The following is a 24,390-nucleotide window of genomic DNA, read 5'->3' as shown; positions in this document are numbered from 1 at the left end:
GAGGAGGAGCTCCGAGCGGACGGAGGCGCATCATGACGGATCCCCGGGAGGCGGCCGCGCGCTATCGGGCCCGACAGCAGCAGGGCGATGATGTCGCCGACGACGCGGACACCGCCGCACCTCCCGGTGCCGCTGCCGCGGTGGACCGCGCCGCCTTCGTGGAATCCGCCATCCAGGTCGCCATCCGCCGTGGCGACTTCGATGACCTTCCGGGAGCAGGCAAGCCGCTCGAAGGGCTCGGCGACCACCACGACCCGGACTGGTGGATCCGTCGCAAGATCGAGACCGAGGGCCTGACCGGGCTCGGTCCTCCCGCCATCCTCCTGCGCACGGAGGACCGCGAGCTCGACGGACAGCTCGACCTCCTCGGTCGCGAGTCCGATGTGCGCGAGGTGCTCGAGGACTTCAATCGGCGTGTGCGCGAGGCCCGACGCCAGCTCCAGGGCGGACCCCCGGTCGTGACGCCGTTGCGCGACGTCGACGCCGAGGTCGTCGCGTGGGCGCAGCGCCGGGCGACGCGGCCCGCCCCGTCCGAGACGCCATCCCGGCGCCGACGTTTCGGTCGTCGACGCCGGGGATGACTCAGGCCTCCGGTCCCTCCACCGGACGCGCCCGCCGCGCCCGCACCCAGCCGTCCACCCCGAGCCGCCCGGCGGCGACGATCGCCAGCACCATCGCGGACAGCACCGCCATCACGGGGTACTGCGCGATCAGCTGGTCCGCGCTCCAGTAGAGCGCCAGGGTCCCGACCGAGACGAACGCGGCCGTTCGGGTGAGCAGCCCCGACACGAGGAGGACGCCCAATCCGACCTCCAGTGCCGGGATCGCGACCCCGAAGAACGCCGGTGCCGAGGCCATCGCCGCCCCGAGCGGGTCGAAGAAGTCCGGCACCCTCGTGTTCCCCTGCGCGCTCTGCGCCACGAGTTCGATGTCGGCCGCCCCGAATCCCGCCCGATACTTCAGCGTCCCCTCGATGAGCCACAGCACCCCGATCGCCACCCGAGCGGCCGCTCCCAGCAGCGAGCCGATCAGAAGACGAGTGGATCGTGGCGCGGTCATGACAGCTCGGCTGCCCCGAACACGGCCTTCGCCTTGTCGCAGTAGATGACGACGTGGGAGTAGTCCTCCGCGTCGACGCCGTCCAGGGTGAAGGTCTGCGTCGCGGTGTCGTACGAGACCGCGTCGACGAGCATGCCGGAGGCGATCGCCGCCTCGTCCGTGCCGTCCGTCAGGTAGACGTGCAGATCGGGGCCCTCGTCCGAGGAGAACTCCGACAGCATCACCTCCGTGTCGGAGACGGAGACCATGCCGGCGACCTTCTTGCCGTTCAGGCCCGCGAACTCCCCGCTCTTCGCGGTCGTGTCCGCGGTGGTGGCGTCGCTCTCTGCGGTGCTCTGCGAGGCCGAGGAGGAAGGGGCCGACGTGTCGGCCGCGTCCTGCGGGCTGCAGGCTGCGAGCGTCAGGGCGAGCCCGAGGGCGGCGGTGGTGGCGAGAAGGGTCTTGCGCATGATGGTCTCCTGTTCGATGGAACGCCGTCGTGGCGGATGCCGCGGCGGAGGTGCTGCACAGCACGCTAGGAAGCGGAAGCGGGCCGTGGGGAAGACCTTTCGGAACCGTAAGGATCCGTCGGTGCGTTGTCGCGTGGGGGTTACCCTCGACGGCATGGAAGGGGTCATCAGAGTCGCCGTCGTGGAGGACGATCCCACGGTGCGCGAGGCCGTGGGGGCGTACCTTCAGGCCCACGGCTATGCGGTGTCGAGCTTCGGGGACGGCGTCTCCGCACGGACTGCGCTGCGGGAGGCCGTCCCGGATGTGGTGATCGTCGACCGGATGCTGCCCGGCCTCAGCGGCGACGAGCTCTGCCGCGAGCTGCGCGCCGTCTCCGACGTGCCCATCATGGTGCTCACTGCCCTGGGGGAGGTGGAGGATCGCATCGACGGCTTCGCGTTCGGTGTCGACGACTATCTCGCCAAGCCGTTCTCGATGAGGGAGCTGTCGATGCGCGTCGCGGCACTGGTCCGTCGGTCCCAGGTCGCGCAGACGTCGTCCGGGGAGCTCCGGAGGGGCGCGTTCGTGATCGACCTGCTGCGGCGCCGCGCCTGGGTGCGCGGAGAGGAGATGGTGTTGACGGGCAGGGAGTACGACCTGCTCCTCTTCCTCGTCCGCAACGACGGTCGCGCGCTGGGTCGCGAGGAGATCCTTCGCGAGGTGTGGGGGTGGACCGTCGGCGAGCGTTCGACGGTCACCGTGCACGTGCGGCGTCTGCGGGAGAAGATCGAGGAGGACCCGCAGGACCCTCGCCATCTGCTCACCGAGTGGGGCGTCGGCTATCGCTTCCTGTCGAGAGGGATCGGCTGATGACGATGATCTCCGGTGGGGTGATCCTGCAGATCGTCCTCACGAGCTTGGCGGTGGCGATCGTCGTCGCCGTCGTCGCCGTGCTGCTCCTGCGAGCCCTGCGGCGTCGCGGGCTCCGTGCCCAGCTGATGGTCGTCGCCAGCGCGGGCACCGTCGCGATGGCGGGGTCCGTGGTGGCCATCGGGCTCGAGATGTACCTCTCCGCCCACGACCTGACCATCCTCCTCACCGTGATCGCTGTGTCGCTCGTGCTCGGTCTGGGCGTGGCATGGTGCATGGCGCGCACGGTGCGCGCCTGGGTCGAGGGGTTCTCGGTGTCGCTGGGCAGGATCGGTCGGACGGACGACGCGGTGGCGGACGCGGCGGCCTCTCGGGAGCTCGCCGGCCTCTCGACACAGCTCGCGGTGGTCTCGGCCGAGGTGGACGCGGCGAGGGCCGAGCTGGTGCGGCTGGACTCCGCCCGTCGGCGCTTCTTCGCCTGGATCTCGCACGACCTGCGCACGCCGCTCACCGCTCTCCGCGTGCTCGCCGAAGCGGTGGAGGACGGCACGGCGGCCGCCCCGGAGCGTTTCGCCGGCCAGGTGCGGGGGCAGGTCGAGACGATGAGTCGGATGGTGGACGACCTCTTCGAGCTCTCTCGCCTCACCTCCGGCGCTGTGCAGCTGCAGACGGAGCAGGTGATCCTCCGTGATGTCGTGTCCGATGCGGTCGCCGATGTCGCGGCGGCAGCGGCGACGCGTGATGTCCGGATCGTGGAGCGGGGGATCGCCGGTCCGGTGCTGTGGGCCGATCCGCATCAGCTCGGGCGGATCGTGGTGAACCTGCTCACGAACGCCGTCCGGCATGCGCCTGCGGGCACGGAGGTCGTGCTGTCCGCGTCTATGGTCGACCGGGATCGCCTCGTGCTCGGCGTGCTGGACCAGGGGGCGGGCGTGGCGGTGGAGGATCTGGATCGGATGTTCGACGTCGGCTGGCGTGAGGATCCGGCCCGGCCCGCGGCCGGTGGCGACGACGGCGTCGCCTCCGGGGCCGGTCTCGGGCTGTCGATCGCGCGCGGGCTCGCACGAGCGCACGGCGGCGACGTCTTCGCGGAGCGCACCGACGCGGGCTTCCGCATGAACGTGTCCCTCCCGGTGGGGGTGCCTGGACCCGCGGAGTGATCTGGTCTGGACACCGTGGGTGACCCCGGCCATAGGCTGGAGCGCATGACCGACGTGCTTCCCGCGGGCCTCGCGCTCGACGACCTCAGCCCCGACATCCGCCCGCAGGACGACCTGTACCGCCATGTGAACGGCGCCTGGATCGCTCGCACCGAGATCCCGGGGGACAAGGCGCGCTGGGGCTCCTTCCATCTGCTGGCCGAGCAGGCCGAGAAGGACGTCCGCGCGATCGTCGAGGAGTCGCAGGAGGCGGAGGAGGGCACCCTCGCCCGCAAGATCGGCGACCTCTTCGCGAGCTTCATGGACACCGACCGCATCGCCGCGGCCGGCGTGACCCCGCTGGCCGAGACGTTCGCCGAGATCGACGCGATCGACGGCATCCCGGCCTTCCTGCGCACCGTGGGCGCCTACGACCGGGAGGGCCGGGCGGCGGTGATCGGCCTCTACGTCGACGGCGACCCCGGAAACCCGGAGCGCTACCTCCCGGTGCTCGTGCAGGCCGGGCTCTCGCTGCCGGACGAGAGCTACTTCCGTCTCGACACCTTCGCGGAGACCCGCGCGGCGTACCGGGAGCACCTGGAGCGCCTGCTCGCTCTCGCCGGCGTGACCGATGCCGCGGCGCAGGCCGAGCGCTCCATCGCGCTGGAGACCGAGCTCGCCGGACACCACTGGGACAACGTGCGCAGCCGTGACGCGGTGGCGACATACAACCTCAAGACGTGGGACGAGCTCCAGGAGCTCGCCGGCGTCGACCTCAGTCCGTGGCGCGAAGCCGTGACGCCGACGAACCCGCAGGCGTTCGACGAGGTCGTCGTCGCGCAGCCGAGCTTCTTCGAGGGGCTGGGCGCTCTGCTCACTCCCGAGCGGCTGGACGACTGGAAGGCCTGGCTGCGTGCGAAGGTCGTGCACGCGGCGGCGCCCTACCTCACCGACGAGCTCGTGCAGGAGAACTTCTCGTTCTACGGCACCCAGCTCACCGGCGTCCCCACGATCCGCGAGCGCTGGAAGCGCGGCGTCTCCGTCACCGAAGGGGCCCTGGGCGAGGCGATCGGCAAGGTCTACGTCGAGCGGCACTACCCGCCGACGGCGAAGGCGGCCATGGACGAGCTCGTCGCGAACCTCGTCGAGGCCTATCGGCAGAGCATCGAGACCCTGGAGTGGATGACCGCGGAGACCCGGCAGCGGGCGCTGGCGAAGCTGGACGCGTTCACCCCGAAGATCGGGCACCCCGAGGTGTGGCGTGACTACTCGGCCCTCGTGATCGACCGGACCGATCTCCTCGGCAACGTGCGCCGCGCGGCGATCTTCGAGCACGACCGCAACATCGACAAGGTCGGGAAGCCGATCGACCGCACCGAGTGGCACATGCCGCCGCAGATGGTGAACGCGTACTACAACCCCTCGATGAACGAGATCGTCTTCCCCGCGGCCATCCTCCAGTACCCGTTCTTCGACGCCGGACGGGACGCGGCCGCGAACTACGGCGGGATCGGCGCGGTGATCGGGCATGAGATCGGCCACGGTTTCGACGATCAGGGCAGCCGATACGACGGCGAGGGGCGCCTGCAGGACTGGTGGACCGACGCGGATCGCGCGGCCTTCGAGGAGCGCACGAAGGCGCTCATCGCGCAGTACGACGCCCTCGTGCCGGAGGGACTGGACGCCGAGCATCACGTGAACGGCGCCCTCACCATCGGTGAGAACATCGGCGATCTCGGCGGCCTCGGGATCGCGCTGAAGGCGTACGAGCTGTCGCTGCGGGCCGATCCGTCGGTGCCGGAGCCCGTCGAAGGGCCGGTCATCGACGGCTACACCGGTGTGCAGCGGCTGCTCCTGTCCTGGGCGCAGGTCTGGCAGCAGAAGAGCCGCGAGGCCGAGACGCTGCGCCTGCTGACGATCGACCCGCACTCGCCCAACGAGTTCCGGTGCAACCAGATCGTCCGCAACATCGATGCGTTCTACGACGCCTTCGGCGTCACCGAGAAGGATGCCCTCTGGCTGCCGGAGTCGTCCCGGGTGACCATCTGGTGACGAACCTCCGGACTCTGTGAGGCACGCTCCGGCGGTGGGGTTACGATAGCCCTGCCGCCGGGCGCCCCTTCCCGGATGTGCAGTATCCCTCCCCCTCCTGAAGGACCACGCGTGGGTGCGACCGACCCTGGTGACGCGTTCCGGAACCCCTCGGCTCCCGGAGCGTCCGGGAGCGCGCCCGAGTCGTCCAGCGGTCGCCGTTCGCAGCGGCCGGGAGCCCGTCGGCTGCCCCGCCGCGTGGCCGTCGGCCGGCGGTCGTTCACGTCGACGCTGAAGGCCCTCGAAGGCCTCGCGAACTCCGGGGCGCAAGTGTCGGTGCACGTGGTCGACCTCGACTCCCATGTGCACGTGCTGGCGGGAGACGACCACGTGACCATGCCCGTCGCCGGCCTGGGGGTGGTCCCGCTGCTCATCGAGGTGGCCGCGGCGTTCGAGTCCGGTGCCCTCGACCCTCTCGAGATCGTGGAGCGCACGAGCGTCGAGGCCGTGGAGAGCTCCGGGCTGTGGCGGCACCTGCGGGCCCCGGCGCTGCCGCTGGAAGACCTCGCCGTGCTCGCCGCGACGGCCGGCGACCCGATCGCCGTGAACATCCTGCTGGAGAAGGTGGGGCACGACCGGGTGCGGGAGCGCATCGAGGGGCTGGGGCTGCGTCGCACCGCCCTGCTCGACCGGTTCCGCGACCGCCGTGGTCCGGACGACGCCCCGCAGGTCGCGGTGGGGTCGGCGCGCGAGCTGGCCGGGCTGTTCTCCGCGCTCGTGAACTCCCAGGTCGTGGATGCCGCCGTCAGCGCCCAGGTGTCGGAATGGCTCAGCCTCAACCAGGACCTCAGCCTCGTGGCCGCCTCGACCGGGCTCGACCCCTTCGCACACGAGCACGACGCGCACGGCCTGCTGTTCGTGAACAAGACCGGGCGAGACCGGGGCGTGCGCGCCGAGGCGGGGGTGCTCGCGGGGCCGAGGGCCGGTGTCGCCTACTCGATGATCGTGTGCTTCGACGACCTGTCGATCAGCCACCGTCTCCGCGCGCACGACGCCTTCCGCGTGCTCGGCGTCGAGCTCATGGAATACACGCACTGACCCCCTGACCCCGCGCGAACGCAGGCATCCGCGCGGCATCAGGCTTCCCGGGTGGCAATGAGCCTGACCTCCCGCGGTCGCCTGACCTCGCGCGTTCCCCCTGTCTCCGTGTCCGCTGGGTCCCGCGCGCGAGCGCAGGCACCCGCGTGGCATCGGGCGCCCAGGGGTGCAGCCAGCCTGATGTCGCGTGCTCGCCTGATGTCGTGCGAGAGCCTGAGGTGGCGTGCTCGCCTGATCGCGCGACGCACGGGCTAGCATCGGGACATGCCCTCTGCCTGGACCCCGCATCGCCGCGACGACGGCGAGCTGCTCGGCTGGATCCATCCGGAGGGCGAGGAGTGGATCGCCGTCGATGTCCTCGGGCGCCGGGTCTCCGGCCCGGGCGAGTGGCTCGACGCGGAGGCCGCGCTGGAGGAGCACGGCATCGCCTGGCTCGCTGATCCGTGGATGCTCGAGGGAGAGGACGACCGCCCGCTGCGGGTGCGCATCCTCGAGGTGACGCCGGACGAAGAGGGCGCGCCGGGGCGCATCGTCGTGAAGGTCGACGACTTCGGGGACATGACCCGACCCGCGACCGCACGGTTCACTCTGCCGTGGCCGCTGCCCGCCCGGCTGCGGCCGCCGCACGCCGACGACCCGGACCCGCGCACGATCTCCCGCTGACCCTCCGCCGCACGTCGCAGATCCGCCGCACGTCGCACGTCTTACGGGAATCCTTGCGACCTCGCGCGATTTTCGACCTCGCGTGAATCCCGGACCCGCGCGGATCCCGGACCGGCGCGAGTCAGCCTGGGAGTGACGGGTGCTGCTCCTCGGCGCGCCGCCGCGGGATGAACAGGGACAGGACCACGGCCACGATGCCGGCGGCGATCGCGAGCCAGAAGCACACCTCGAACGCGGTCCTCGTCGGCACGGCCACCCCGCCGACGTCGACGCTCATCGCCGCGAGCACGCCGCCCATCACGGCCGAGGCCGTCGAGGTGCCCACGGAGCGGAACAGCGCGTTGAGGCCGTTCGACGCCCCGGTCTCGTTCGCGGGCACGGAGCGCATGATGATCATGGGCATCGCGGCGAAGGTGAACCCGATGCCGACGCCGATGAAGATGTTGGCGACGAAGATGTGCCATACCTCGGTCGACCACAGCAGCACGAAGACGTAGGCAAGGACGATCGCGCCGGCCCCGACGGTGAAGAGCGGACGCGGCCCCACGGTGCGCTCCAGCCACCCGGACAGCGGGGAGATCACCATCATGACCAGACCCGCCGGCATGATCACGAGGGAGGCGGCCACCATGTCGAGCCCGAAGCCGGCGCCGCTCACCGCCGGCATCTCCAGCATCTGCGGGAACGTGACGTTCGAGGCGAACAGGGCGAAGCCCATGCCGATGGCGGCGATGTTGGTGAAGAGGACGGCGGGCCGGGCCGCGACCCGGAGGTCGAGCAGCGGATCGTCCGTGCGCAGCTGGTACCAGCCCCACAGCAGCAGCACGGCGACGCCGCCGATCACGCAGACGAGGGTGAGCGGTGCCGTCCAGCCCCACTCGGCGCCGCGGGAGACGAACAGCAGCAGGCCCGTGAGGCCGATCGCGAGTCCGATGGCCCCGAGCACGTCGAGCCGGCCGGGGGAGCGGAGCACGTCCTCCGGCACCACGGCGAGCACCAGGAGCAGCCCGAGGACTCCGAGGGCGGCGGCGAGCCAGAACAGCATGTGCCAGTCCGCGTTCTCGGCGAGCAGCGCGGCGACGGGCATGCCGATCGCCCCGCCGACGCCCATGGTCGCGCTCATCAGGGCCACCGCGGTGCCGAGGCGTTCGGGCGGCAGCACGTCGCGCATGATCGCGATTCCGAGGGGGACGACGCCGGTCACGGCCCCCTGGAGGGCGCGGCCGATGATGACGCCGACGATGGATCCGGAGAGCGCGGCGATGACCGACCCCAGGATGAGGATCGCGAGGAGCACGATGACGACGCGGCGCTTGCCGTACATGTCGCCCAGACGGCCGGAGATCGGGGTCGCGACGGCGGCCACGAGCAGGGTGATCGTGACCACCCAGGTGGTGTCCTCGCGGGAGGAGTTCAGCAGCTGCGGCAGCTCGGCCTGCAGCGGCACGACGAGGGTGAACATGAACGACGAGCACAGGCCCGCGAACGCCAGCACCGCGATGATCGCCCACCGCGGAGGGGTACGGGAGAGGCGTTTCCTTGCTCTGTCGTCGTTCGCACCCACCGGCTCAGGCTATCGGCGTTCCCGGAGGGGAGGGGCCGATGTGGTTGCATGGCCGGATGACCGACGACACCGCGCCCGCGCAGCACCCCGCCGACACCGCATACCACCGCCGGCTCCCGATCGGCGAGGTGCTCGACGCCTCGGCGCTCGCGGACGGGCTGCCCTGGGCGTTCGAGAGTGTCACGATGCGGCCGCTCGAGCCGATGCTCGTGCCGGAGAAGCCCCGCGCCGGCGAGCACGACCCGGCCGCGTGCGGCCACTGCGGTCCGAGCGTGCACACCATCTGGCACGACGACCTCTGGCAGGTGCGTGCCGGGTGGGACGTCGGCGGTCTGCCCTTCATCGGCGGGGTCGCGCCGCGCGAGCACTGGCTCCTGGAGAACGCGCCGCACGACGTGCTCGCCGCCCTCGGACCGCTGATGCAGCGCGTGTCCGAGGCGGTGAAGAGCATCCCCGGCGTCGCCCGCTGCCACTTCGGGCGCTGGAACGACGGCTCCGCGCACATGCACATGTGGGCGCTGGCCCGACCGGCCGGGATGATGCAGGGACGCGGTGCGGTGCTTGCGTTCTGGGACGGGATCCTGCCGCCGCTGCCGGCGGAGATGGCCGAGGACCACCTGCGCATCGTCGCGGAGGCGCTCGCCGCGGGCGGGGGCGAGGCCTTCCCGTACCGGTGAGCCGGAGTCGGTTTCCGCGAACGGGCGGAGGAGGGGCAGACTGGGATCGTGCGAACCATCCGCGATCTCGACACCGTTGAACTCATCCTCGACGCCCAGAGCCTGCTCGACTCCATCCGGGGCCCGCAGCGCGTGGTGGACGCCGGGACCCTCCGTGCCCTGCAGCAGTCGGGCAACTACGTCGTCGGCTTCTTCGACGGCGAGGGCGACGAGGAGCGCATGGTCGGCGCCTCGATCGCCTTCTTCGGCGAACCGGCCCGCCGTGCCATGCACTCGCATATCACGGCTCTGCTGCCCGAGTACCGGGGGCGCGGCTGGGGCCGTGAGCTCAAGGAGCACCAGCGGCAATGGGCGTTCTCCCGCGACGTCGGCCGCATCACCTGGACCTTCGACCCGCTGGTCGCCCGGAACGCGCACTTCTTCCTCACCGTCCTCGGCGCGCGCGCCACGGGCTACTCGGTGAACCGGTACGGCATCTTCGGCGGCGGCGACGCGGGCGACGAGAGCGACCGCCTCGACGTCGAGTGGGCGCTCGCGGACATCGCCAAGCCCCCGGCGGAGGACGCCGTCGTGGAGACGCTGGAGATCCCGGACGACATCGAGGGCCTGCGGGAGTCCGACCCCGCGGCCGCGCACGAGTGGCGGCTGCGGCTGCGCGCGCAGATGGAGGGCCTACTCGGCAGCGGCCTGCTCATCGCGGGCTTCGAGACCGGCCGCGGCTACCTCTTCACCGCGTGATCGCCGGGGCCGTCAGCGCACGCCCCGCATGAGCCGCAGCACCGGCTTCACGCTCAGCAGCAGTCCGATGCCGACGAGGATCGCGATGCCGCCGAGGATCGAGAAGTACGGCACCTCGTTCTCCGGATCGTAGAACTTCACGAGCTCGCCGGAGATGGCGGTGCCGAGGGCGATCGACAGGAAGAACAGCGCGACCATCTGCGTGTGGAAGACGGCGGGGGCGAGCTTCGTCGTCACCGACAGCCCGACGGGCGAGAGCAGCAGCTCGGCGACGGTGAACACGAAGAGGATGCCGACGATCGCGAGCAGCGGCGTCGAATTCGCACCGCCGCCGGAGAACGGCAGGAACAGCAGAAACGCGGAGCCCATGATGATGGCGGCCAGTCCGAACTTGACGGGGGTCGACGGCTGGCGCGTCCCCAGCTTCGTCCAGATCGCCGCGAACACCCCGGACAGGATGATGATGAACACCGGGTTGATCGACTGCACCCACGACACCGGCATCTCCCACCCGAACAGGTCGCGGTCGAGCCGCTTGTCGGAGTAGATCGTCAGCACCGTGAACTGCTGCTGGTACAGCGACCAGAACGCGACGCTCGTGAGGAACAGCGGCAGGAACCCCCAGACCCGCGAGCGTTCGGTGGCGTCGATGCGGCGGCTGCCGAGGATCACCGCGAAGTAGGCGACGGCGGCGACCACCGTGACCACGATCACGATGGTGGCGAGGTTGTCGGCCTGGATGACCCCGGTCAGCACGAGCACCGCGATCACGACGACTGCGCCGACCGCGATGCCGGCGACCAGCGGGTAGCGCGAGCGGGGGAGCGGGTTCGGCACTTCACGCGCGGAGGCGGGCAGGCCGCGGCGGCCGAACGAGTACTGCACGAGGCCCAGGGTCATGCCGAGGGCGGCGAGGCCGAACCCCCAGTGGAAGCCGAGGGTCGACTGCAGCAGTCCGGTGAGGATCGGACCGAGGAAGGCGCCCAGGTTGATGCCGAGGTAGAACAGCGAGAACCCGGCGTCGCGCCGCACGTCGTCCGGACGGTACAGCGTCCCCACGACCGAGGTGGCGTTCGCCTTCAGGCCTCCCGAGCCCAGGGCCACGAGCACCAGGCCGACCCCCACGCCGACGAACCCCGGCAGGAGGGCGAGGGCGAGGTGGCCGGCGACGATGACGATGGCGCTGACGAACAGCACCCGCTCGGAGCCGAACAGCCGATCGGCGAGCCAGGCCCCGAGGATGGTCGACAGGTACACCGAGCCGCCGTACGCGCCGACGATCCCGCCCGCCACCGCCTCCGGGAGGCCGAGGCCGCCATCGGCTACCGAGAAGTACAGGTAGATGAGCAGGATGCCCTGCATGCCGTAGAAGCTGAAGCGCTCCCACATCTCCACGCCGAAGATGTGCACGAGCGACCACGGCTGTCCGAAGAAGCGGGTGTCCTCGTCGCGGGAGGCGGGTGGCTGCGCGGTGGTGCTCATGCGTGGGACGGTACTCCTCCCGCGGGTCCCGCGGCCAGGGGTTGCGCTCCGGCCCCGGATAGAATGGGGGTGCCCGTGCTCACGGGCATTCTCCGCATCCGACCATTGGAGCCACCGTGGCCGAACAGTCCCGCCTCGACAAGGTCATCGCCCTCGCCCGCCACCGCGGTTTCGTGTTCCAGGCGGGTGAGATCTACGGCGGTTCCCGGTCGGCCTGGGACTACGGACCCCTCGGCACCGAGCTGAAGGAGAACATCCGGCGGCAGTGGTGGCAGACGTTCGTGCGTGGCCGCGGCGACATGGTCGGCCTCGACTCCAGCATCATCCTGCCGAAGCGCGTGTGGGAGGCCTCGGGTCACGTCGCGACCTTCACCGACCCGCTCGTCGAGTGCCTGCAGTGCCACAAGCGCTTCCGTGCCGACAACCTCATCGAGGACTTCGAGGCGCGCAAGGGTCGCAAGGCCGAGAACGGTCTGGCCGACATCCCCTGCCCGAACTGCGGCACCAAGGGGCAGTACACCGAGCCGAAGGCCTTCTCCGGTCTTGTGAAGACGTACCTCGGCGTCGTCGACGACGAGTCCGGCCTCTACTATCTGCGCCCCGAGACCGCGCAGGGCATCTTCGTGAACTTCTCGAACGTGCTCACCGCGAGCCGCAAGAAGCCGCCGTTCGGCATCGGCCAGGTCGGCAAGGCGTTCCGCAACGAGATCACCCCCGGGAACTTCATCTTCCGCACCCGCGAGTTCGAGCAGATGGAGATCGAGTTCTTCACGCCGCCCGCCGAGGCGCCGCAGTGGTTCGACCACTGGGTTGAGGCATGCTGGAACTGGTTCATCGACCTCGGCATCGACCCGGAGAACATGCGTCAGTTCGACGTGCCGGAGGAGGACCGCGCGCACTACTCGGCCGGCACCATCGACGTCGAGTACCGCTTCGGCTTCGCGGGCAAGGAGTGGGGCGAGCTCATGGGCGTCGCCAACCGCACCGACTACGACCTCTCCAGCCACAGCGAGGCTTCCGGCCAGAGCCTGACCTACTTCGACCAGGCCACGGGCGAGCGCTACACGCCGTATGTGATCGAGCCGTCCTTCGGCCTCACCCGCGCGATGATGGCCTTCCTCGTCGACGCGTACGTCGAGGAGCAGGTGCCCAACGCCAAGGGCGGGACCGACACCCGCACCGTGCTCAAGCTCGACCCGCGCCTGGCTCCGGTCAAGGCGGCGGTACTCCCGCTGTCGCGCAACGAGAAGCTGTCGCCGCTCGCCCGCGAGGTCGCCGACACGCTCCGCGGCTCGTGGGCCGTGGACTTCGACGACGCCGGTGCGATCGGTCGTCGCTACCGCCGTCAGGACGAGATCGGCACGCCGTTCTGCGTCACGGTCGACTTCGACTCGCTCGACGACCGTGCGGTGACCGTGCGCGACCGCGACACGATGGCGCAGGAGCGCGTCCCGATCGACGAGCTGCACGCCTACCTGGCGGAGCGCCTCCGCGGCGCCTGACGTGACGGCGCCGGGGGGAGCCGGCGCACGGGGAGAGGCCTCGCCCGTGCGTCCGGTCGCGGCCATCGTGCTCGGCGCGCTCGCCGTATCGTGGATGATCCTCACGGTGCTCGACCTGCGGGAGAACGACGGCGCCGGGCCCATCATCGCGATGTTCGGCCTCCCGGCGCTCGCCGCCGCGGTCATCATCCAGATCGTGATGACGCGGCTGGGGGAGCGCAAGCGCGTGCCGAAGGCCGTGTTCTGGTGGGTGCTGGCGGTGCTGCCGCTCGGGACCCTGGCGGGCTTCGTCGTCGCGATCCTCCGCGACCCGGACTACTTCATCGCCGACGAAGGCCCCTGGATGCTCCTCTGGGTGCCGGTCTTCATCGTCGTGGGGCTGCTGCTCGGCGCCCTCGTCTGGTTCTTCTTGGTGTTCCCGCTCGTGTCGCTCGTGACGGCGATCCGCTTGATCGCGCGCGGGGAGGCGAAGCCTGGCGCCCTCATCATGCCGATCGTGCTGCTGAGCCTCGGTGTGCTGAGCATCGTGGGCGGACTCTCGATCGACACCGACAGCAGCGGCCGCGCGTCGTGGGGATCGATCATCGCCGCGTTCCTCGGCCTCCCGGGGAACTATGAGGTGCTCTGGGAGCCCGGCCTCTGGATCGTCCGCGGCATCGTCCTCGCGATCATCCTCCTCTTCGCCCTCCCCCGCCTCTCCTCCCGCCTCTCCCGCCCGCGCCATTGACGCCGAGACCCCGGGTTTCCGTCGAGACCCCGGGGTGCATGCGGGCACACGTCGGGGTCTCGCCGGGAAAGCGGGGTCTGGCGGGCGTTGAGTGACCCTGCTATGGTCGCTCCTCGTGGGTACTCTGATTCGCTAGATCGGGACGCCGCGTCGAGAACTCTTCTCCGCGGTGGGTCCTGAGCGACCGCGCCCGGCTCCGAGCGCGGTCGAGGTTCCTGTTCCCCGCGTCATCGACGCAGATCCCGGTGGTGCGCGTGCGCCGCTGGAGAGGACCCCTCATGTTCCCTGTACTCTCGACCCCTTCCGACTCCTCGGCCCGCGCTCATCGCGAGTGCGCGATCCGAGCTGCGTCCGTCCGGTTCGCCGACCGTCTCGTGCTGGACCGCATCGATCTCGGCGTCGGCCCCACCGATCGCCTCGCGGTCATCGGCGACAACGGCGCCGGCAAGTCGACCCTGCTCGACCTGCTCGCCGGTGCTCTCCTGCCGACGGCGGGGGAAGTGCGGCTCGACCTCCCCGGCGGGGTCGCGCATGCCCGGCAGCACCCGGTGTTCGCAGACGGGGCGACGGTGGCCGATGCCGTCGACGATCTCCTCGGCGACCTCCGCGAGCTGGAGCGCGAACTCGGCCATGCCTACGACCTCCTCGCCGCTGCGACACCTTCGGAGCGCGAGTCGCAGATGGCTGCCGTGGCCCTGTTGCAGGACCGTTTCGAGTCCCGCGGCGGATACGACGTCGACCGTCGCATCGACACCGCCCTCGAACAGCTCGGGGTGGGCGGGCTGGACCGCGGGCGATCGGTGGCCGCGCTGTCGGGCGGAGAGCGGGCGCGGCTCGCTCTCGCGGTCGCCCTCTCTTCCGGAGCCGAGCTCCTGCTCCTCGACGAGCCCACGAACGACCTCGACGACCGGGCGCTGACCTGGCTCGAGGACCGTCTCGCGGCGCATCGGGGAGCGCTGGTGGTCGTGACGCACGACCGTGACTTCCTGGACCGTTTCGCGACGGCCGTCGTGCAGGTGGAGGACGGTCGGATCCGTCGCTACGGCGATGGTTACGCCGGGTTCCTGCGGGCGCGCGAGGCCGAACGCCGGGCGGCGGTCGCGCGCCACGAGGAGTGGAAGGCCGAGCTCTCCCGCGCCGAGTCCCTGCTCGCGGCCAACGCGTTCCGGCTGGAGGCGATCCCGCGGAAGCTCGAGCTCGACGGTTTCGGTCACGGCGCGTTCCGGGCGCGGAGCCGCGACCACGGTGCCGTCGGGCGCATCCGCATGGCGAAGGAGAGGTTGTCGCGGCTGCGGGAGAACCCGTGCCCGGCGCCGCCCGAGCCGCTGCGGTTCGTGGTCGCGGCAGAGGACCGGGCGCCGCTCGACGACCCGCTCCTGACCCTCGATGCCGTGTCCCTCCGCGAGCCGGGACGACGGCTCGACGTGTCGCACTGGACGATCGGGGCCGGTTCGCGGTGGCTCGTGACGGGGCCGAACGGGGCCGGGAAGACGACGCTCCTCCGACTCCTCGTCGGCGAGCTCCGCCCCGCATCCGGGGCGCTCCTCCGCGCCGACGGGCTGCGGATCGCGTTCCTCCGGCAGGAGGTCGACACGCGCCTGCGGGGTACCGCCGTCGCGGTCTTCGCGGCCCGGACCGGGACGCCGCCGGCGGAGGCGCACGACGCTCTCCTGGCTCATGGACTCTTCCGCGGGCCGGAGGCGGACCGCGACGTGCGGACCCTCTCCGTCGGGCAGCGCCGGCGGCTGGATCTCGCGGTCGCCTTGGCGACACCGTTCGATCTGCTGCTGCTCGATGAGCCGACGAACCATCTCGATCCTGAGCTCGTGGAGCAGCTCGAGCACGCCCTCGTCGACCATCCTGCCGCCGTCGTCACGGTGACGCACGACCGGCGGTGGCGGCGTCACGCGGCGGACGCACGGCGCGTGCAGGTTGACGAGGGGGTGGCCACCGCCTGAGGCCCCGCCTTCCCGCCGAGACCCCGGGCCCCCAACGTCCGCACCCCGGGGTTTCGGCGGGAACCCGGGGTCTCGGCTACGACGTGACGGTCAGCTGCATGCGCGCGTCGCCGCCGGACTCGACCCAGGCGCGCGAACGCTCGAGGATCCCGCGCAGCACGTCGAGGTCGACTCCGTCGAGGTCCTTGAGGTAGAGGCAGCCCACCCCTGTCGTGTGCGGGCCGAGCGCGCCGAGAGCCTCCGCGTGGGCGTCCACCCCGTCGAGGAGGTAGATCGTGGTCGCGGATTTCCGGGGCGCGAAGCTCAGAATGCCGCTGTCGCCCTCCGTCCCGGTGGGGTAGCGGTAGTGGCAGGAGCCGAACCCGATGATCGACCCCCACGTCTGCGGCTCGCGCCCGGTGATGTCCTGCAGGAGAGCGGTCAGCGTCTCCGCATCACGGCGACGCACGGCCGGGGAGGAGCGGGCGATCAGGCCCGCGACGTCGTCCCCGGTCGGCTGCACTACTTCGCCGCCTTCGCCGCGGCCTTCATCGCCTTCTTGTACTCGCGCACCTTCGTCAGCGACTCCGGCGACACGATGTCGGCGACGCTCCGGTACGACCCGTCCTCGCCGTACGGGGCCGAGGCCTCGCGCCACCCTTCGCCGGTGAACCCGTACTGCTTGCCGAGGAGGGCGAGGAAGATCTTCGCCTTCTGCTCACCGAAGCCGGGAAGGTCCTTGAGCCGTCTGAGCACCTCGGCGCCGCTCGGCTGGGTCCCTGAGCCTGCCGAAGGGCGCGTCCAGAGGGCGGCGGCGTCCCCGTCCCAGTCGTCGACGAGCGCCTGGCACAGCGTCTGCACCCGCGTCGCCATGGAGCCGGGGAACCGGTGCACCGCGGGGGTCTGGCGGAAGGCCTCCAGGAACTCCTCGGGTGCCATGCCCGCGATCGCCCCAGCATCCGCGGCTCCAGTCCGCTGCTCGATCTTGAGCGGTCCGGTGAACGCGGTCTCCATGGGGATCTGCTGGTCCAGCAGCATGCCGATCAGCAGAGCCGTCGGGTTCTCGGTCAGCAGGGCGTCGGCGGCGGTGTCTCCGGTGATGTGAAGGGCCATGCCTCCAGTCTCCCACCCCGCCGGGTCAGGCTGTGGCGGCGTCCTCGACGGCGTCCGCGGCAGGGGCGATCCCGTACAGCGTCGACAGTGCGGCGGCGAACTCGTCCGCGCGACCGGCGGCGGCGAGCTCATGAGCCCGCACGGTCGGCGTGTGCAGCAGCACGCCCGAGAGGTGCCGCAGGGCCTGCTCGACCTTGCCGTCTTCGTCGCCACGGGCACGGGCGCGGTCGATCTCGCGCTCCAGCAGCTCGAAGATGTGCGAGCGGAAGGCCACGACCGACGGGGTCACGCTCTGGCGCGCACCGACCACGTGGAAGGTCTCCGCGGCCTCGCGGACGACGCTCCGGGCGGCGTCCGTCGCCTGCAGCTCCTCCAGCGGAGCGTGCAGGCGGATGGTCTCCAGGTCGAGCAGCGCGACGCCCTCCAGCGCAGCCACGGCCGGGTCGACGTTCCGCGGCATGCCGAGGTCGACCACCAGCCGGCTCGGGACCCCGGTCGTACCGCTGGTCGCGACGACGGGGCAGCCCGCAGCGGCGAGGCCGACCGGCAGCTGCAGATGCTCCGGGCCCAGCACGGGCTCGGTCGCGGTGGTGCAGGTGATCAGCAGCGTGGAGTGCGCTGCCGTGCGGGCATACTCCTCGGCCGGCACCGGGCGGATGTCGTGCTTCGTCGCGAAGATCTCCGCGCGGCCGGAGGGGGAGTAGACGGAGATGTCGACGGCGCCGCGCTCGCGCAGGGTCGCGAGGGTGACCGCCGCGTAGGCGCCCGTGCCGACCAGCAGCACGCGTTCGGCGGACCAATCGGCGATGCGGCTGTCGGCGAGCTCCAGCGCGAGGCGCACGAGCGAGCGCCCGGCGCGGCCGAGGGCGGTGACGTTCTTGACCTTGCGCTGGGCCTGGCTCGCGCGCTGGAACAGCCGCTCGAGCTCCGGAGACGTGGTGCCGTCCTTCCGGGCGGACTTCAGCGCCCGACGGACCTGGCCGGCGATCTCACCCTCACCGGAGACGACGGACTCGAGGCCCGAGGCGACGGAGAACAGGTGCTCGGCGACGCGGCGGCCGGAGTGCACGGCATAGGCGCCGTCCAGATCGGCGGCCGGGATGCCTGTCGCGGACTCGACGGCCTCGATCACGGCTTCCACGCCGATGGCGCCGGCCGCGGTCACCGGCTCGTCCATCTCCACGTACGCCTCGAAGCGGTTGCACGTCGCCAGGACCACGGCACCCTGCACGCACGGCGCCATGCCCACGATGGTGGGAGCGACGTCGTCGGGGGTGCGGCTCAGGCGTTCGAGCAGTTCGAAGGAGGCGGTCTTGTGACTCGCCGTCACACACAGCAGCACCCTTCGATTGTACCCGAGCATCCGAAGCCGGGACTCGGCTGCTCCCTATACACCGGATGGGAGGATGGAGGCATGGCACTCTCCGACGCCCCGCTGCTGCGCGCCCTCACCGGCGACCGCCCCGCCACCGCTCCGGTCTGGTTCATGCGCCAGGCCGGCCGATCCCTGCCCGAGTACCGGGAGCTACGGGTCGGCACGAGGATGCTCGACGCCTGCCTCACCCCTGACCTCGCCGCCGAGATCACTCTGCAGCCGGTGCGGCGGCACGGCGTGGACGCAGCCGTCTTCTTCAGCGACATCGTCATCCCGCTGCGTCTCGCCGGCGTGGAGGTCGAGATCGAGCCCGGTCGCGGCCCTGTCTTCGCGAACCCGGTGCGGACGGTCGCGGACGTCGACCGCATCACGGCCATCGACCCGGAGAGCCTGGACGGCAGCGCCATCGCGGAGGCCGTCGGCATCGTCGTCGCGGAGCTCGGCGACACCCCGGTCATCGGCTTCGCGGGAGCGCCCTTCACCCTCGCCGCGTACCTCGTCGAGGGCGGTCCGTCGAAGGAGCACCTGCGCGCCCGCGGCATGATGCACGCGGAGCCCGAGGCCTGGCACCGTCTCGCGGGCTGGCTGGCGCAGATCTCGCGGCGGTTCCTGGAGACGCAGCGCGATGCCGGCGCCGCGGTCGTGCAGCTCTTCGACAGCTGGGCGGGCTCCCTCAGCCCCGCCGACTACCGCACCTTCGTGGCGCCGCACTCCCGCACGGCTCTGGACGGCATCGGCGTCCCGACGATCCACTTCGGCGTCGGCACCGGCCCCTTCCTCGGCGACATGCGCCTCGACGGCATCGCGGACGGCGTGGGGGTCGACTGGCGGCTGCCCCTCGATGAGGCCGCCGCGATCCTCGGCCCCGACGTCTCGGTGCAGGGGAACATCGACCCCGCATTCCTCGGCGCGCCGTGGCCGGTGCTCGAAGCGCATGTGCGCGACGTGCTCGAGCGCGGTCGCGCGGCCCGCGGGCACATCCTCAACCTCGGCCACGGCGTGCCACCGGAGACCGACCCCGATCAGCTCACGCGCATCGTCGAGCTCGTGCGCGCCGGCTGACCTCCGTTCGAATCGCCTGCTTTGCTGCATCTGCGGCCCAGATGCAGCCATTCACGCGATTCGAAGCGCCCGCGCCAGCCGCAGGTCAGACAGACCGAAGCGCCCGGTGGGCAGTGCCGCGCGGATGCTGTCGTCGTCGAACGGCCGCGAGGGTCGGATGCCCTCCGGTGGCTCCGGTGCCCACGGTGCCGGCTCGCTGACGCCCTCCGCCAGCATCCGCGCCTGTGCTTTCGCGACCAGGGGAACCACCATGGTCCACTCCGTGAGCTGCGCGAGCACCCGCACGACCCAGGTCGGCACCGGGAGGAAGGCGGGACGGCGTCCGGCGACGCGGGCGATCCGGCGGATGGCCTCCCCGAGCGTCACCTCGTCCGCGCCCATCACTGCGACCGTCGGTTCCGGGATCCGCCCCTCGAGCGCGGCCACCAGCACGTCCGCGGCATCCTCCACCGGGACAGGGCGGGCGGTGCGTTCGCGATACCCGACCGTCCAGAAGAAGGGGAGGGTGCGGACGGCGCGGGTCACGTGATCGACCATGTGATCGCCGGGGCCGTAGATCATCCCGGATTTCAGGATCGTGTGCGGCAGCCCGGATCCGCGGACGATCTCTTCGGCCTCCCACTTCGACTCGTGGTAGCCGGAGCCGCAGTCGGGACGGGCACGGAGGAAGCTCACCATGACGAGGCGTCGGACACCGGCGCGGCGGGCGGCTTCGACGACGGCGGCCGTCCCCTCCACGTGCACGCGGCGGAAGGTCTGGTCGCCGATCTCCCGGTTGATCCCGGCGCAGTGGGCCACGGCGTCGCATCCGGCGAAGGCCGCGGTCAGCGCATCGACGTCCGTGATGTCCGTGCCGGAACGTCGGGAGATCACCACGGGCTCCTCCAGCCGGTCGGCGAGGGCGCGGCCGACGAATCCACTGCCTCCGGTGATGGCGACCTTCATGGTGCTTCCCTTCGCTAATTAGCTATCTGGCGAAACTGTATCTAGCGAAGGTGCTATATTGCAAGCATGGCCGACAGCGCATCCGACATCTTCGCGGCGCTCGCCCACCCCACCCGGAGGCAGATCCTGCAGGACCTCAAGGAGGGGGAGCTCGCAGCCGGGGAGATCGCGTCGCGGTTCTCCGCGAGCGGGCCGACCATCTCCCGGCACCTGAGCGTGCTGCGGCAGGCGGGCCTCGTCTCCGAGCGCCGCGACGCCAACCGCATCCTCTACTCGCTCGTCGGCGAGCGCCTGGCCCTCTCCGTGGGCGACTTCCTCTCCACCGTCTGCCCCGAGCAGATCGTCCTCCGCGAGGTCCGCAAGCGCGGTCGGGCCTGACCTCCGTTCCAATCGCTCACCTGGCTGCATCCGCGGCGATTATCCGGCCAATCGGGCGATTCGAAGCACAGGGGCGGTGAAAGGATGGAGGCATGAGCCCTGAGCGCCCCGCACCCGCCGACCTGGCCGCCCGTGCCGCACGGAAGCACGTCGTCGTGGTGGGTGGCGGCGTCGGCGGACTGGTGGCCGCCCGCGAATGCGCGAAGGTCGGCATGCGGGTGACGCTGCTCGAGGGGTCAGAGGCCCTGGGCGGCGTGATCCGCCGGGTCGCCCTGGACGGGGTCGTCGTCGACGCCGGGGCGGAGAGCTACGCGACGAAGGGCGGGCACGTCCGCGCCCTCGTGGACGACCTCGGCCTCTCCGACCGCGTCGTGACGCCGCAGGCGGGAGGGGCGTGGCTCGCCGGACTCCCCGGCGGCGGCGCGGCTCCGCTTCCCGCTGGGGGCATCCTCGGTATCCCCGGCAACCCGTTCCAGGACGACGTCCGCCGCATCATCGGCTGGTCCGGCGCCTGGCGGGCCTATCTCGACCGGGTGCGCCCGCCGCTCACGATCGGGCATCAGCTCAGCCTCGGTCGCCTCGTCGCCTCGCGCATGGGGGAGAAGGTCCGCGACCGTCTCGTCGCCCCCGTCACGACGGGCGTCTACTCGGCATCCCCGGACGACGTGGACATCGATGTCGCCGCCCCCGGACTCAACGCCGCCTTGACGCGCGTCGGCTCCCTCTCCGGGGCCGTGCTGGCCCTCCGCGGTGAGGGCGTGTCGCGCGGCGCGAAGACCCCGGGCGCGGCCGTGGAGGGCCTCGTCGGCGGCATGAGCGTGCTCGTCGACGCCCTGGCGGCCGACCTCGAGGAGCTCGGCGCGACCGTGCGCACCCGCGTCCCTGCCCGTCGCCTCACCACTGATGGCACCACGTGGCGTGTGGTGGTCGAGGAGCCTGCCGCGGAGGAGCAGGTCGAGGGGGAGGAGACGACCCAGGAGGCGGAACTCGTGGCTGACGCAGTGATCGTCGCGACCTCCGAGCACACGGCGCGGGAACTGCTCGCGGGCGTCGTGCCCGCTCTCGCAGCGGCCGACGCCGCGCCCGCTCCCGAGATCGAGATCATCAGCCTGCTGCTGGATGCGCCCGCGCTGCGCACCCCACCGCGGGGCACCGGCGTGCTCACCGTGCCGCACAGCCACACGGCGAAGGCGCTCACGCACTCCACGGCGAAGTGGTCGTGGGTGCGCGAGGCTGCCGGCGACCGCGAGGTCGTGCGCGTCTCGTTCGGCGCCCAGGGGGAGCCGGCGGCCACCGCGGCGCTGGACGACGACGCCGCGATCGACCTCGCCCGACGGGAGGCGTCGGCGCTCCTGGGGGTCCCCCTGACCGCCGATCAAGTCGTGGCGGGTCATCGTGGGCGCTTCGTGCAGGCGCAGCCCGCGTCGATCATCGGCTCGGGGGAGCGGCGTGCCGCAGCGCGTCAGGCCGTGCAGGCCGTGCCAGGACTGGCCGCAGTGGGCGCATGGCTCGCGGGCACCGGGCTCGCGCAGGTCGTCCCGGATGCGGCGGAGGAAGCGGAGCGCCTGCGCCACGCCCTCCTCTGGGACTGAGCACGCGTGGCGTTCGAGTGCGGTCGGACGCTCCGTGTCAACCCTCTGATCGATTGATGCCGAAATCGGCATACGGCGTTACGCTGGGTACCTGATCGCGGTGGAGACGCGGGCGATCGGCGTCCCCCGGGACGGACCACAGCCGGAACAACGTGAGGAGACCCCATGAAGGGGAAGATCGGACTCGTCGTCGGACTCGGCGTCGGCTATGTGCTCGGCACCCGCGCAGGACGCGAGCGCTACGAGCAGATCAAGACGCAGTGGCTGAAGGTCTGGAACACCGACCCGGTGCAGGAGCGCGTGGACAAGGTCAAGGGTTTCGTCGGCGACAAGGCCGCCGCGGTCCCGGGCGCCGTCTGGACCGGCGCCGTGAAGATCGTGAAGTCCGTCACGGGCGACGGCACGCCAGGGCAGAAGCTTGACGCGGTCATCGCCTCCGGCAAGGACGCCGCCGAGGAGATCTCGGACGCAGCGGAGGACGCTGTCGAGGAGGTCAAGGAGCGCGCCGCCGACGCCCAGAAGCCGGCCGCTTCGAAGCCGGCCGCGAAGAAGCCCGCCCCGCGGAAGTCCGACGACTGACATGCCCCGCGGATATCGGGATCGCGCCGACGACAGCCTCCTGACGCTGCTCGGCGACCTGCCGGAGCTCGTCACGAATCTGGTCAAGGCCGAGATCGACGCGGCCAAGGCATGGGTGTCGCGCACGGCGAAGGACGCGGGAGTCGGCTCGGTCTGGTTCCTCGTCGCGCTGTTCTTCCTGTTCTGGGCCGTGCCAGTGATCCTCGTCTTCGCGATCGCGGGACTGTCGTCGTGGTGGCCGGTGTGGCTCTCCGCACTGGCGGTCTTCGGCATCCTCATCGTCGCCGTGCTGCTGTTCGCACTGCTCGGCATCCTGAAGTTCCGCAAGGTGCTCCGCCGCCAGAACCCGGCACAGGCCGTGGCCGAAGACATCCGAATCGTGAAGGAGGCCGGCGATGAGCACCCCTGAGTCGCTGCCGCGCACCGCGGTCCCCGCGGGCATCGTCGACCCCGTCGCCTCTGCGCGCGCCGAGCTGAAGGCGGCCCTCGCCGCCATCGAGGTCAAGGGGAACATCCCGCGCCGCGTCGAGAAGGCGTCGGCGCGGGCCGCCGTGAAGGCGCGCGCGTTCGCGGACCGCAACCCCGCCGCGGCGATCGCCGCCACGGTCGGGGTCGCCGCCGCTGTCGGCGGGATCGTGTGGGCCATCGCCCGCGCCATCGCCCGCTGATCCACCCGGGCACCGCCCTCGCGTGCGGGCAGTATTCCCCTGATTAGCGGCTCCTCCGCAAAGGGGGCAGACTGGGATCATGTCCGACCTGCGCGAAGAGAACCCGTCCGGTTACACCCTCTGGGCCGTCTGGCGACGTAACCCCGACGCCCCCGTCACCGAGAACGATGCGACCGAGCTCGAGTCGATCGTCTCGCACGTCGAGGACTCCGGCGTCACCGTCCGCGGCTTCTACGACGTCTCCGGGCTCAAGGCCGACGCCGACCTCATGGTGTGGCTGCACGGCGCCACCGCCGAGGAGCTGCAGAAGGCCCTCCGCCGCCTGCGCCGCACCGAGATGCTGCGCTCGCTCCTTCCGGTGTGGAACGTCATGGGCGTCCACCGCGATGCGGAGTTCAACCGTGCGCACGTCCCCGGCTTCCTCCGCGGCATCGAGCCCAAGGACTGGCTCTGCCTCTACCCGTTCGTCCGCACGCCGGAGTGGTACCTCGCCCCGGAGAGCGATCGTCGTGCGATGCTCGCCGATCACGGGCGCAAGGGCGCGGCGTTCACCGGCGTCATCGCCAACACCGTGGCCTCTTTCGCCCTCGGTGACTACGAGTGGCTGCTGCCGCTCGAGGCCGACGAGCTGACCGATCTCGTCGACATGATGCGCGACCTCCGCTACACCGACGCCCGCATGTTCGTGAAGGAGGAGGTGCCCTTCTACACCGGGCGCCGCCTGCGCTTCGACGAGATCGCGGACGTGCTGCAGTAAGCGCC

General features: G+C 71.2%; 26 protein-coding genes. 18 read left to right on the top strand and 8 right to left on the bottom strand.

All coding sequences use genetic code 11. The annotated features are described in order from the left end of the window. The first annotated feature begins 32 nt into the window (after positions 1–32). Positions 33–581 carry a J-domain-containing protein gene (locus WFJ36_RS14760; RefSeq protein WP_071329236.1) on the top strand — a complete coding sequence of 183 codons (549 nt, stop codon included), beginning with the start codon at positions 33–35 and terminating at the stop codon, positions 579–581. A 1-nt stretch (position 582) separates the two neighbouring features. On the opposite strand, the gene WFJ36_RS14755 is transcribed toward WFJ36_RS14760, so the two are convergent. Both WFJ36_RS14755 and WFJ36_RS14750 read right to left on the bottom strand, forming a co-directional pair. Further along, the gene (locus tag WFJ36_RS14755; protein WP_292786298.1) at positions 583–1,059 is read right to left on the bottom strand and encodes a DoxX family membrane protein; all 477 of its coding nucleotides are present in this window, start codon (positions 1,057–1,059) and stop codon (positions 583–585) included. Then, complete coding sequence (locus WFJ36_RS14750) at positions 1,056–1,508, bottom strand: DM13 domain-containing protein (RefSeq protein WP_292786295.1); 453 nt, start codon at positions 1,506–1,508, stop codon at positions 1,056–1,058. The genes WFJ36_RS14755 and WFJ36_RS14750 overlap by 4 nt, the downstream gene beginning before the upstream one ends. A gap of 154 nt (positions 1,509–1,662) precedes the next feature. Here WFJ36_RS14750 and WFJ36_RS14745 point away from each other — a divergent pair, with 154 nt between their 5' ends. The 5 genes from WFJ36_RS14745 (at position 1,663) to WFJ36_RS14725 (ending at position 7,289) form a co-directional block, all read left to right on the top strand. Further along, the gene (locus tag WFJ36_RS14745) at positions 1,663–2,358 is read left to right on the top strand and encodes a response regulator transcription factor (RefSeq protein ID WP_071329416.1); all 696 of its coding nucleotides are present in this window, start codon (positions 1,663–1,665) and stop codon (positions 2,356–2,358) included. Continuing rightward, entirely contained in the window at positions 2,358–3,518 is a 1,161-nt protein-coding gene (locus WFJ36_RS14740) for a sensor histidine kinase (protein ID WP_336643592.1), read from the top strand. Before WFJ36_RS14745 ends, WFJ36_RS14740 begins: the two co-directional genes overlap by 1 nt. A gap of 45 nt (positions 3,519–3,563) precedes the next feature. Then, the gene (locus WFJ36_RS14735; RefSeq protein WP_292786288.1) at positions 3,564–5,549 is read left to right on the top strand and encodes a M13 family metallopeptidase; all 1,986 of its coding nucleotides are present in this window, start codon (positions 3,564–3,566) and stop codon (positions 5,547–5,549) included. A gap of 111 nt (positions 5,550–5,660) precedes the next feature. Next, entirely contained in the window at positions 5,661–6,626 is a 966-nt protein-coding gene (locus WFJ36_RS14730; RefSeq protein WP_025104889.1) for a serine hydrolase, read from the top strand. Between the two features lie 264 nt (positions 6,627–6,890). Next, positions 6,891–7,289, top strand: coding sequence for a hypothetical protein (locus tag WFJ36_RS14725; RefSeq protein ID WP_071329232.1), 399 nt, complete (start codon positions 6,891–6,893; stop codon positions 7,287–7,289). Between the two features lie 121 nt (positions 7,290–7,410). Here the strand turns inward: WFJ36_RS14725 and WFJ36_RS14720 are convergent, their stop codons facing one another. Continuing rightward, on the bottom strand, positions 7,411–8,853 hold the full coding sequence (locus WFJ36_RS14720) for an MFS transporter (RefSeq protein ID WP_336643591.1): 1,443 nt from the start codon (positions 8,851–8,853) through the stop codon (positions 7,411–7,413). Positions 8,854–8,909: 56 nt separating this feature from the next. Here WFJ36_RS14720 and WFJ36_RS14715 point away from each other — a divergent pair, with 56 nt between their 5' ends. Next, positions 8,910–9,530, top strand: a complete 621-nt coding sequence (locus WFJ36_RS14715; protein ID WP_336643590.1) for a hypothetical protein — start codon at positions 8,910–8,912, stop codon at positions 9,528–9,530. Positions 9,531–9,578: 48 nt separating this feature from the next. Then, positions 9,579–10,268 carry a GNAT family N-acetyltransferase gene (locus tag WFJ36_RS14710; protein WP_071329230.1) on the top strand — a complete coding sequence of 230 codons (690 nt, stop codon included), beginning with the start codon at positions 9,579–9,581 and terminating at the stop codon, positions 10,266–10,268. 12 nt (positions 10,269–10,280) lie between these two features. Here WFJ36_RS14710 and WFJ36_RS14705 read toward each other — a convergent pair whose 3' ends face one another. Continuing rightward, positions 10,281–11,750 carry a peptide MFS transporter gene (locus tag WFJ36_RS14705; RefSeq protein WP_336643589.1) on the bottom strand — a complete coding sequence of 490 codons (1,470 nt, stop codon included), beginning with the start codon at positions 11,748–11,750 and terminating at the stop codon, positions 10,281–10,283. A 116-nt stretch (positions 11,751–11,866) separates the two neighbouring features. Here WFJ36_RS14705 and WFJ36_RS14700 point away from each other — a divergent pair, with 116 nt between their 5' ends. The 3 genes from WFJ36_RS14700 (at position 11,867) to WFJ36_RS14690 (ending at position 15,937) form a co-directional block, all read left to right on the top strand. Beyond that, positions 11,867–13,252: a glycine--tRNA ligase gene (locus tag WFJ36_RS14700; protein WP_071329228.1), complete on the top strand. Its 1,386-nt coding sequence runs from the start codon at positions 11,867–11,869 to the stop codon at positions 13,250–13,252. A gap of 46 nt (positions 13,253–13,298) precedes the next feature. Further along, positions 13,299–13,979 carry a hypothetical protein gene (locus WFJ36_RS14695; RefSeq protein WP_336643588.1) on the top strand — a complete coding sequence of 227 codons (681 nt, stop codon included), beginning with the start codon at positions 13,299–13,301 and terminating at the stop codon, positions 13,977–13,979. A gap of 278 nt (positions 13,980–14,257) precedes the next feature. Then, complete coding sequence (locus WFJ36_RS14690; protein ID WP_336643587.1) at positions 14,258–15,937, top strand: ABC-F family ATP-binding cassette domain-containing protein; 1,680 nt, start codon at positions 14,258–14,260, stop codon at positions 15,935–15,937. Between the two features lie 76 nt (positions 15,938–16,013). Here the strand turns inward: WFJ36_RS14690 and WFJ36_RS14685 are convergent, their stop codons facing one another. The 3 genes from WFJ36_RS14685 to WFJ36_RS14675 are packed head-to-tail and all read right to left on the bottom strand — an operon-like array spanning position 16,014 to position 18,371. Then, positions 16,014–16,439, bottom strand: a complete 426-nt coding sequence (locus WFJ36_RS14685; RefSeq protein WP_336643586.1) for a DUF1801 domain-containing protein — start codon at positions 16,437–16,439, stop codon at positions 16,014–16,016. Further along, complete coding sequence (locus WFJ36_RS14680; protein WP_336643585.1) at positions 16,439–17,029, bottom strand: HhH-GPD-type base excision DNA repair protein; 591 nt, start codon at positions 17,027–17,029, stop codon at positions 16,439–16,441. The genes WFJ36_RS14685 and WFJ36_RS14680 overlap by 1 nt, the downstream gene beginning before the upstream one ends. A gap of 25 nt (positions 17,030–17,054) precedes the next feature. Beyond that, positions 17,055–18,371: a glutamyl-tRNA reductase gene (locus WFJ36_RS14675; protein WP_071329413.1), complete on the bottom strand. Its 1,317-nt coding sequence runs from the start codon at positions 18,369–18,371 to the stop codon at positions 17,055–17,057. A gap of 72 nt (positions 18,372–18,443) precedes the next feature. Between WFJ36_RS14675 and hemE the strand changes: the two genes are divergently transcribed. Continuing rightward, positions 18,444–19,466, top strand: coding sequence for a uroporphyrinogen decarboxylase (gene hemE / locus WFJ36_RS14670; RefSeq protein WP_071329223.1), 1,023 nt, complete (start codon positions 18,444–18,446; stop codon positions 19,464–19,466). A gap of 51 nt (positions 19,467–19,517) precedes the next feature. Here hemE and WFJ36_RS14665 read toward each other — a convergent pair whose 3' ends face one another. Beyond that, entirely contained in the window at positions 19,518–20,411 is an 894-nt protein-coding gene (locus WFJ36_RS14665) for an NAD(P)H-binding protein (protein ID WP_071329222.1), read from the bottom strand. Positions 20,412–20,477: 66 nt separating this feature from the next. On the opposite strand from WFJ36_RS14665, the gene WFJ36_RS14660 reads away from it, so the two are divergent. The 6 genes from WFJ36_RS14660 (at position 20,478) to hemQ (ending at position 24,385) form a co-directional block, all read left to right on the top strand. Further along, positions 20,478–20,789: a metalloregulator ArsR/SmtB family transcription factor gene (locus WFJ36_RS14660; protein ID WP_071329221.1), complete on the top strand. Its 312-nt coding sequence runs from the start codon at positions 20,478–20,480 to the stop codon at positions 20,787–20,789. Between the two features lie 92 nt (positions 20,790–20,881). Next, positions 20,882–22,381: a protoporphyrinogen/coproporphyrinogen oxidase gene (locus tag WFJ36_RS14655; RefSeq protein ID WP_292786241.1), complete on the top strand. Its 1,500-nt coding sequence runs from the start codon at positions 20,882–20,884 to the stop codon at positions 22,379–22,381. Positions 22,382–22,546: 165 nt separating this feature from the next. Then, positions 22,547–22,960, top strand: coding sequence for a hypothetical protein (locus tag WFJ36_RS14650; protein WP_312674784.1), 414 nt, complete (start codon positions 22,547–22,549; stop codon positions 22,958–22,960). A 1-nt stretch (position 22,961) separates the two neighbouring features. Continuing rightward, complete coding sequence (locus tag WFJ36_RS14645) at positions 22,962–23,369, top strand: phage holin family protein (protein ID WP_071329218.1); 408 nt, start codon at positions 22,962–22,964, stop codon at positions 23,367–23,369. Continuing rightward, positions 23,356–23,628 carry a hypothetical protein gene (locus WFJ36_RS14640; RefSeq protein WP_071329217.1) on the top strand — a complete coding sequence of 91 codons (273 nt, stop codon included), beginning with the start codon at positions 23,356–23,358 and terminating at the stop codon, positions 23,626–23,628. The genes WFJ36_RS14645 and WFJ36_RS14640 overlap by 14 nt, the downstream gene beginning before the upstream one ends. Before the next feature lie 79 nt (positions 23,629–23,707). After that, entirely contained in the window at positions 23,708–24,385 is a 678-nt protein-coding gene (gene hemQ / locus WFJ36_RS14635; protein ID WP_256209451.1) for a hydrogen peroxide-dependent heme synthase, read from the top strand. Positions 24,386–24,390: the final 5 nt, after the last annotated feature.

Source organism: Microbacterium sp. MMO-113, from assembly GCF_037148555.1.
Taxonomy (GTDB): domain Bacteria; phylum Actinomycetota; class Actinomycetes; order Actinomycetales; family Microbacteriaceae; genus Microbacterium.
This window is presented reverse-complemented; position numbering and strand designations above follow the sequence as displayed.